This is a genomic window from Streptococcus caballi DSM 19004, from assembly GCF_000379985.1.
Lineage (GTDB): Bacteria > Bacillota > Bacilli > Lactobacillales > Streptococcaceae > Streptococcus > Streptococcus caballi.
This window is the reverse complement of the sequence record NZ_KB904078.1, coordinates 22,732-31,700: the sequence shown is the minus strand read 5'-3', so window position 1 is coordinate 31,700 and position 8,969 is coordinate 22,732. Positions and strand designations below refer to the sequence as shown.

At 40.8% G+C, this 8,969-nt stretch carries 6 protein-coding genes and 1 pseudogene; 6 read left to right on the top strand and 1 reads right to left on the bottom strand.

Annotated features, from left to right (window positions below):
• Positions 1 to 923: pseudogene (locus tag A3GS_RS0105785) on the bottom strand (IS30 family transposase); the annotation flags it as partial.
• A 129-nt stretch (positions 924 to 1,052) separates the two neighbouring features.
• Between A3GS_RS0105785 and A3GS_RS0105780 the strand changes: the two are divergent.
• The 6 genes from A3GS_RS0105780 to A3GS_RS0105755 all read left to right on the top strand — a co-directional run bounded on the left by A3GS_RS0105780 (position 1,053) and on the right by A3GS_RS0105755 (position 8,885).
• The gene (locus A3GS_RS0105780; protein ID WP_018364479.1) at positions 1,053 to 1,895 is read left to right on the top strand and encodes an SDR family oxidoreductase; all 843 of its coding nucleotides are present in this window, start codon (positions 1,053 to 1,055) and stop codon (positions 1,893 to 1,895) included.
• 109 nt (positions 1,896 to 2,004) lie between these two features.
• Positions 2,005 to 4,539 (top strand): magnesium-translocating P-type ATPase, encoded by a 2,535-nt coding sequence (mgtA, locus tag A3GS_RS0105775; protein WP_018364478.1) that lies wholly within the window; start codon positions 2,005 to 2,007, stop codon positions 4,537 to 4,539.
• 520 nt (positions 4,540 to 5,059) lie between these two features.
• Positions 5,060 to 5,776, top strand: a complete 717-nt coding sequence (locus A3GS_RS0105770; RefSeq protein ID WP_018364477.1) for a YebC/PmpR family DNA-binding transcriptional regulator — start codon at positions 5,060 to 5,062, stop codon at positions 5,774 to 5,776.
• Between the two features lie 423 nt (positions 5,777 to 6,199).
• Positions 6,200 to 6,886 carry a gamma-glutamyl-gamma-aminobutyrate hydrolase family protein gene (locus tag A3GS_RS0105765; RefSeq protein ID WP_018364476.1) on the top strand — a complete coding sequence of 229 codons (687 nt, stop codon included), beginning with the start codon at positions 6,200 to 6,202 and terminating at the stop codon, positions 6,884 to 6,886.
• Between the two features lie 179 nt (positions 6,887 to 7,065).
• Complete coding sequence (locus tag A3GS_RS0105760; RefSeq protein WP_018364475.1) at positions 7,066 to 7,890, top strand: amino acid ABC transporter substrate-binding protein; 825 nt, start codon at positions 7,066 to 7,068, stop codon at positions 7,888 to 7,890.
• Between the two features lie 146 nt (positions 7,891 to 8,036).
• Positions 8,037 to 8,885 (top strand): MetQ/NlpA family ABC transporter substrate-binding protein, encoded by an 849-nt coding sequence (locus A3GS_RS0105755; protein ID WP_018364474.1) that lies wholly within the window; start codon positions 8,037 to 8,039, stop codon positions 8,883 to 8,885.
• Positions 8,886 to 8,969 lie beyond the last annotated feature (84 nt).

Sequence of the window (8,969 nt, the reverse complement as noted above, 5' to 3'; positions counted from 1 at the left end):
TCTGTCGTTAGTGAGTTAAGAGAGACACCTTTTGGGAGAAACTCTCTCAAGAGACCATTGAAATTTTCATTTGTTCCTCTTTCATGAGAAGCACAAGGATGGGCAAAATAGACTTCCACACCTTTTAAGTCTGACAAGCTACTGAACTCTGAGCCATTGTCCGATGTGATAGAGCGAATAGGGTACTGTGATAGTAAGCTCTTAACAGCCCTATTGATGGTTTCTGCTTGTTTATTAGCCAGTTTTACAGCGATGGCAAATCGTGTTTGACGCTCTACTAGGGTCAAAATAACAGCCTCACCTTTGGTTTTCTTGCCAAGAACCAAATCAATCTCCCAATGNCCAAATTCAGAACGNTNANTNATANNNTCTGGACGTTCTTCAATGGATTTTCCTAAGATTTTCGTCGTGGCCTTAGGCGTTACTTTAGACCGTTTTCGGATGCTCACCATCTTAGGTAAATCAATCGGTTTAACCCTCAACAGTCCGTCTTTGATGTAACGATACACTGTCTTGGTGGAAGGGATAACTTCCAGTGGATGTTTTTCTCGGTAANTTTGAACAAAGCTATCGACACTGTGACAGCGAGGTTTCGTTTTCAGGGCTTTCTCAAGTTCCTTNAAGAAGGTCNGGGAGCAGTACGATAGTTTATGATAGGCACTTTTTCGACGATTNGTTTCATAAACACGTTGACCACTATCTGGAAAGTAAACCGTTGAGTAGATTCGTTTCCCGTTCTTATCTTGAACCTGAGAAACACTTCCTCGTTTGATTTCACGACTGATGGTTGAGCGATGACGCCCAAGCAGACGAGCAATCTCAGAGGGGTTCTTGCCCATCTTGAGATAGGCGCTGATTTCTCCGCGTTCAGAGGCTGAAAGGTGTGAATATAACGATTTTTTGGTAGAATGATTAGTGGACATGTTCATCTGCTTTCTATACTGAGTTGGGGAATTCTAGTATATCAGACAAACATGTCTTTTTTGTTGCACTTCATTTTACAACGCGGGCCTTTTTTTCTGTTATAATGATTTTAAAAAAAGGAGAAAATCATGACAGTAATAGCATTAACAGGTGTGACGGGGCATCTTGGTGGCATAGTGGCGCAGGAATTGGCTGAGGCTGGTTTGGCGACTAGGCATTTGGCGCGTCGTCCTGAAAAGGCAGCTAAGTTGGCAGGAGCGGAGGTTTATAAGGCTGCTTTTGAACATTCGGCTGAGGTAGTTGTGGCTCTCAAGGGTGTGGATATTCTCCTTATGGTGTCGGCAGCTGAAAATCCCCACCGTCTGCAACAGCACAAAGATTTCATTGATGCAGCACGAGAGGCTGGCGTTAAGCACATCGTCTACACCTCCTTCTATAATGCGGCTCCTGATGCGACCTTCACTTTGGCGCGTGACCATGCAGCAACTGAGGATTATATCAAGGAAAATGGCTTCGCTTATACCTTTTTGAGGGATAATTTCTATATTGATTTCTTCGTGGACTTGTGCCGTGAGTATGGTGAGATAAAAGGCCCTGCTGCTAGTGGTAAGGTATCAGCTGTCCTGCGTTCAGATGTAGCTCAGGTAGCGGCAGCTATTCTCAAAAATCCAGACCAATGGAGAAATCAAACTCTAAACATGACGGGACCAGAAGAGCTGACTTTGGCAGAAATGGCTCAGCAGGCCAGCCAGATTTTAGGAAAAGATATTCCCTACATTGAGGAGACGGTTGAACAAGCCTATGAATCGCGCAAAGTTTGGCCAGCTGAGGATTGGGAATATGATTCTTGGGTGTCCACCTACATAGCTATCGCTAAAGGTGAACAAGCAGGACTATCCTCTGACATTGAACGTGTCCTTGAGCGAAAACCAATAAGCTTCGCTGATTATCTTAATCATTTAGCCAAATAAAGATGACCTCTTAACATCACTTGTTGTTAAGAGTTTTCCTTTTTCCATGAATTTCAGGGGGGAATTTGTTATAATTTGATTAGAATAATTTAGAACGAAGTGATGAATAATGGAAAAATTTTGGCAGTATCAATCGGATAAGGTGCTAAGTGAACTGAACACTAGTGAGTCAGGACTCAGTCAAGAAGAGGCTCAGCGACGCTATCAAGATTACGGGCCAAATTCCCTAGCAGAGAGGAGAACAGACCATATTCTCTTGCTTTTTTTCAAGCAGTTGAAAAGTCCAATCACTATGATTTTGATATTTGCAGCCATTTTGTCGATTCTCATGAAAGATATGACAGATGGCATTATCATTTTAATCATTGTGATGGTCAGTGCTCTCTTGAGTTTTCGTCAGGAATATCAGGCCAATACAGCCATCAAGGAACTACTAAAAATGGTCAGCGTCAGCTCCGATGTCTTACGAGACGGGAAAAAGGTCGAGCTGGACACGACAGAATTAACAGTTGGCGATGTGATTTTGTTAAGGGCAGGCGATATGATTCCTGCAGACTGTCTGATTTTGGAGAGTAAGGATCTGTCGGTGGATGAATCTAGTTTGACAGGTGAGACCTTCCCTATTGAGAAAAATACAAGTGCTTGTCAGGCAGAGACACCCCTTGCCAAGCGGGCTAACTGTCTTTGGATGGGGACGCACATTGTCAGTGGTGAAGGAAAAGCTGTACTGGTTCATTTGGCTAAGGATACCCAGTTTGGTCAAATTTCAAAAAGTCTTAGCCAAGAAGCTGATGATACGGACTTTGAAAAAGGGATTAGGCAATTTGGACTGCTCATTCTCTGGGTGACTGCCTTTATGATTGGCTTTATCTTCCTGCTCAACATTCTGATGAAGAAACCTTTCTTTGATTCCTTTATGTTTGCCCTTGCTCTTGCCGTTGGTCTGACACCTCAAATGTTGCCAGCCATTATCAGCGTCAACCTCTCGCAAGGTGCTAAGCGCATGTCTGACAAGGATGTTATTGTCAAAAAGCTGAGCGCCATTGAAAATTTTGGTGCCATGACAGTCATGTGTTCGGATAAAACGGGCACCATCACAGAAGGGAAAGTCAAGCTCTTTGGTAGTCATGATAGTGCAGGTCAGGATTCGGATTTTGTGGCTTATTTAGCTACGCTTAATGCTGGTTTACAAGAAGGGTATGTCAACCCCATTGATCAGGCTATTTTGGATCAATCTCACTTTAACCTAGACCAGGTTGAAAAGTTAGATGAGATCCCCTATTCCTTTATGACTAAGATGTTATCGATTTTGGTCAAGGCGGATGCTCAAAATGATTACTTAACTGGCAATATTTTGGTCAGCAAGGGAGCTTTCAAGCAAATCATAGCAGCCAGTCAGTCCTACCGAGATGCTAATGGTCAAGTGGCTGATTTGGCAGATGCCAAGGAAGAGATTGAACAACTCTATTGTGATTATAGTCAAGCTGGTTATCGTGTTCTTGGCTTAGCCTATAAAGCTATTGATAATCCTAAATCAATGACAGCCGATCATTTGACCTTTGCAGGTTTTCTGTTGTTTAGCGACCCTGTAAAAGTAGATTTACCTCAGACCGTTGCGCGTATGAAGGAACTCGGTGTCTCTCTGAAAATGATAACGGGTGACAATCAATTGATTGCCCAGCATGTGGGTGGTTCTATTGGATTGAGGACGCAGACCATCTTGACAGGAAGTGATATTGACCATTATTCACCTTCTCAACTGAGTCTTAAGGTGCTTCAAGCGGATATCTTCGCAGAAATCAATCCCAATCAAAAAGAAAGAATCATTGCGGCCCTTAAACGATCTGGAGAAACAGTGGGTTACATGGGAGATGGGATCAATGATGCGCCAGCCATCAAGGAAGCTGATGTAGGAATTTCAGTTGATACCGCTGCAGATACAGCCAAGAACTCAGCCTCTATCGTACTTTTGAAGAAGGATCTGAACGTCCTAATTGACGGCATTACAGAAGGTCGTAAGACCTTTGTCAATACCCTCAAATATATCTTCATTGCAACTAGTGCCAATTTCGGTAACATGTTTTCTATGGCGGGTGCCTCACTTTTTCTTAATTTCTTGCCCCTCTTGCCAAAACAAATTCTCTTGACCAACCTCTTGACGGATTTCCCATCGCTTCAAATCGCCAGTGACTCGGTGGATACAGAGTGGTTAGCTGCTCCTATCAAGTGGGATATGAAGTTTATCCGTCGTTTCATGGTTGTCTTTGGTCTGCTTTCATCTATTTTTGACTACCTGACTTTCTTTATTCTTTTAACCTTCTTCCATGCCAAGGAAAGCCTCTTTCAAACTGGCTGGATGTTCGAATCCATCCTATCTGCCATCTTAGTTATGTTGATTGTTCGGACAGCCAGGCCATTTATCAAGAGTAAACCAAGTCGCAATCTGATTAGAGCCTTTTTGGTGATTCTGGTGTTGGAGTTCATCTTAATCTTCAGTCCTCTGAATACTTTTTTAGGCTTACAAAGGATCAGTCTGGGCCTGCTCTTGTCCCTCATATTGATTTCATGTCTGTATGCGGTTTTTGCAGAGATTGTCAAGCACATCTTTTACCGCCATCATTCATTTTTACATGAGGAAAAATGAAGCAAAGTTAGGATCAGTTTTTGGCAAGGAAGACTTATTATGAACATGCCAGCGGATTTTCTGCTTGGCATTTTCTTTTTGAGGCTAATCCGTCAGAAAAATGGACGGGACGTGCGTACCGTGTAAGTGTGGTCAAAAAAACTGCTGAAGACATACCCGCTGTGCAAAACTCATTAGAAAATTTGACCAGATCAGTATCTTGTGCTAGAGTTCTCAGAGAGATCTCTAGGGCTTTGCAATTTGTGTAGATTTTGTTAGAGGGGTTGCGGGTCTGCGATTACTTGTACAGAAGTTCTAGAGAAGTTTTATGGACTTGGACAGGAGAAGTATTATTTTTTAGGAGAATGGCAGAGCTTATGACTGCTTTTAGTGTTACTTGAACTGTTGATTTGGGGCTTTTTCTCTTGCGTGAGCTTTATATTCTTATTTTACTAACTGGCTTCAAAGTGCTATAATATTAGGGATTATGAATTTAGCTCTGCTATTTTCAAAAAAAGAAAAATACTAAGAGGTGAAACCCGTGGGACGTAAATGGGCTAATATTGTTGCTAAGAAAACCGCTAAAGACGGTGCAAACTCAAAAGTGTATGCCAAGTTTGGTGTTGAAATCTATGTGGCTGCTAAACAAGGTGAGCCAGATCCAGAATCAAATTCAGCCTTGAAATTTGTTTTGGAGCGTGCTAAACAAGCGCAGGTGCCAAAACACGTTATTGATAAAGCCATTGACAAGGCTAAAGGTAATACCGATGAAACTTTCGTTGAAGGTCGTTATGAAGGCTTCGGCCCAAATGGTTCGATGATTATCGTTGATACATTGACTTCAAATGTTAACCGTACTGCGGCTAATGTGCGCTCAGCTTATGGTAAAAATGGCGGGAACATGGGAGCCGCTGGTTCAGTGTCTTACATGTTTGACAAAAAGGGAGTTATCGTTTTTGCTGGTGATGATGCTGATGCTGTTTTTGAACAATTGTTAGAAGCGGATGTAGATGTAGATGATGTGGAATCAGAAGATGGAACAATTACTGTTTATACTGCACCAACTGATCTTCACAAAGGTATTGAAGCTCTCCGTGCCAATGGCATTGAAGAATTTCAAGTAACTGAACTTGAAATGATTCCTCAGTCAGAAGTTACGCTTGAGGGTGAAGACCTCGAAATCTTTGAAAAACTCGTTGATGCTTTGGAAGCTGACGAGGATGTGCAAAAAGTTTATCATAATGTTGCGGATTTTTAAGATAAGAAATAAAAGCTTAGTGGTATCGCCAAGCTTTTTCTTTTTTCCTAAAAATGTCATAATTTCCTAACCAAAGAATCAGCAAGGGTCAGCTGCCAATAAATGTCCGTAAGGAGATTGATTCCAATGTTTTTTTAGATAAATGGGGAGAAAAATTTCCTAAGGATTTTTGAAGAGGATTATTTCTACCAGAGACATAGTTGCACACGTATCCCAACACATACAAAATACCATCATGATAGTTGCTATGTAAAGTCTGTCAAGTGTGAGGCTGGTGAATAAAAAGCAATATTTTGAAGGATTTCAAAGTTAATTTGACGGTGATAGGCAATCTTTATCACATTGATAAAAAAGATCTATTGGAAATTTAACCCTGTTTGCACTACAATAGTAGTATTGAATTTAGTGAAAGTGAGGAGCAAAATGGAACAAGTCATCGTTGGAATTACAGGGAATGAAAAGGAAATGCCAGCTATGTCAGGGATTCGTTTTGATGCAGTCTCACGTCACCTGTCAGATGGAGTAAAGGAAGCTGGCGGTCTGCCTATTATTATTCCAGTGGGAACGCCAGATTTAGCTAAGGCTTATGTGAACATGATTGACAAGCTTATTTTGTCTGGTGGGCAAAATGTTGATCCTCGTTTCTATGGTCAAGAAAGAGAAGTTGATTGTGACGACTATTGCTTAGAGCGAGACGAGTTTGAGTTGGCCTTGGTTAAGGAAGCCATTAGACAGAAAAAACCTATTTTCGCAGTTTGCCGTGGTATGCAGTTGCTAAATGTTGCTCTGGGTGGAACGCTTAATCAGAAGGTTGAGCATCATTGGCAGAAGGCATTTATAGGTACAGCTCATGAGGTTGAAGTTAAACCTGATAGCCGCGTCAGCCATCTGGTGACATCGGGGAGTCGTATCAATTCCATTCATCACCAAAGTGTAAAAGAATTGGCACCGGGCCTAATAGCAACAGCACATGACCCTCGTGATGGCACTATTGAAGCTTTTGAGAGCGAGGGTGATTTTCCTTTGCTGGGGATTCAATGGCACCCTGAATTACTCTTGGAAAGTGCTAACAGCCAGTCACTCTTTGATTATCTGGTGCATACTTTATAGAAAAGCAAGCTATCGTTCGGATAGCTTTTACTTGTCTCTTTTTGCTGGATTATTTTCAATATAAATAAGAGTTATAGATGGTGATAAGATTTCTTTATCACGGTGATAAATTTTAAGTATTAGTTAAGACAAGCCAAACGTGGTAATATAGTAGCATAAGACATTAAGGAGACCTAGATATGAAATTGAAAAAAACATTTGCCCTCGTGGGTGTGGCAGCTTCAGTAGCGGCTTTGGTTGCGACAGCTGACACAGCTCAGGCGGCTAGCAAGAAAGAAACAGTAACCTTTGCAACAGTTGGCACAACAGCTCCATTCTCATATGAAAAGGATGGTAAGCTAACAGGTTTTGATGTTGAAGTTGCCCGTGCAGTCTTCAAAGGTTCAAAAGCTTACAAGGTTAAATTCCAAAAAACAGAATGGTCATCAGTCTTTACAGGGCTTGATTCAGGTAAATTCCAATTGGGTGGTAACAATATTAGCTTTACAGAAGAACGTTCTGCTAAATACCTTTATTCCTACCCAATTGGTTCTACCCCATCAGTGCTTGTTGTGCCAAAGGATAGCAAAATTAAATCATACGATGACATTGCTGGTCACTCAACACAAGTCGTTCAAGGAACAACAACGGCTGCTCAGTTAGAAGAATTCAATAAAACAGCTAAAAAACCAGTTGAGTTGAAGTATACTAACGAAAACATCACTCAAATTTTGACTAACCTTAGTGAAGGTAAAGCAGACTTTAAGATTTTCGATGCACCAACTGTTAATACCATCATCAAAAACCAAAGTCTTGACAATCTTAAAACGATTGAATTGAAATCCAAAGAACAACCTTATATCTACTTTATCTTTGGTCAAGACCAAGAAAAATTGCAAAAATTTGTCAACAAACGTATCAAAACTTTGGTGAAAGATGGTACTATTTCTAAATTGGCTAAAGAACATCTCGGTGGTGACTACGTTCCAACGACAAAAGATCTTGTAGTTCCAACAACAAAATAAAAAAGCGCGGTTTTCCGTGTTTTTTCATAAGAAAGTTGGGGGTATAGTTAAAAGTTATAACTACTACTTACTTTTAACAATTTGATATGGACAAGTATTTGTGAGAGAATAGATACAGTTCTAATTATAAGAAAAGAGGAAAAAACATGAAATTGAAGAAAGTTTTAGGTCTTGCAGGACTTGCTTTAGCAGCTACTTTAGTGTTAACGGCTTGTGGCAGCAAAAAGGATGACAATAAAACATTGACGATTGGTGTCATGACTAAAACAGACTCTGATCAAGCGCGTTGGGACAAGATTGAGGAACTCCTGAAAAAAGATGGCATCACTTTGAAATACAAAGAATTCACTGACTACTCACAACCTAACAAGGCTGTAGCCAACGGTGAAGTTGACATCAATGCTTTCCAACACTATAACTTCTTGGGCAACTGGAATAAAGAAAACAAAGAAAACTTGGTGGCTATTGCGGATACTTACATCAGCCCAATTCATTTATTCTCAGGGACAAGCCAAGATGGCAAAGCTAAATACACGAGCGTGAAGGAATTGCCAGATGGTGCTGAAATTGCTGTACCTAATGATGCTACAAATGAAAGCCGTGCTCTTTACGTTCTTCAAGCATCTGGTTTAGTGACATTAAATGTTAAGGGTGACGAATTGGCTACCAAAGCTAATGTTTCTGATAATCCGAAGAACATCAAGATTACAGAAGTTGATGCTAGCCAGACAGCTCGTACTTTGACATCAGCAGACGCAGCTATTGTCAACAACAGTTACGCTATTCCAGCTAAAATTGATTACAAAACATCACTTTATAAAGAAAACATTGATAAGAATTCACACCAATGGATTAACGTTCTGGCTGGTAAGAAAGATTGGAAGAAGTCTGACAAAGCTGATGCCATCAAGAAATTAGTTAAGGCTTATCATACGGATGCAGTTAAGAAAGTTATTGATAAAACGTCTAATGGTGTAGACGTTCCAGTTTGGTAATGGTAAACTAGTATTTATAGAAATAGGGGGTGCAGGGGATTCAGTTTTGGGGCTGGAATCGTCTCACTCCTATTTTCTTGTTAG

Excerpts from the sequence above, each read along its gene's own strand:
- A3GS_RS0105780 (WP_018364479.1), top strand. The coding sequence starts at position 1,053 with ATGACAGTAATAGCATTAACAGGTGTGACGGGGCATCTTGGTGGCATA.
- mgtA (WP_018364478.1), top strand. The coding sequence starts at position 2,005 with ATGGAAAAATTTTGGCAGTATCAATCGGATAAGGTGCTAAGTGAACTG.
- A3GS_RS0105765 (WP_018364476.1), top strand. The coding sequence starts at position 6,200 with ATGGAACAAGTCATCGTTGGAATTACAGGGAATGAAAAGGAAATGCCA.
- A3GS_RS0105760 (WP_018364475.1), top strand. The coding sequence starts at position 7,066 with ATGAAATTGAAAAAAACATTTGCCCTCGTGGGTGTGGCAGCTTCAGTA.
- A3GS_RS0105755 (WP_018364474.1), top strand. The coding sequence starts at position 8,037 with ATGAAATTGAAGAAAGTTTTAGGTCTTGCAGGACTTGCTTTAGCAGCT.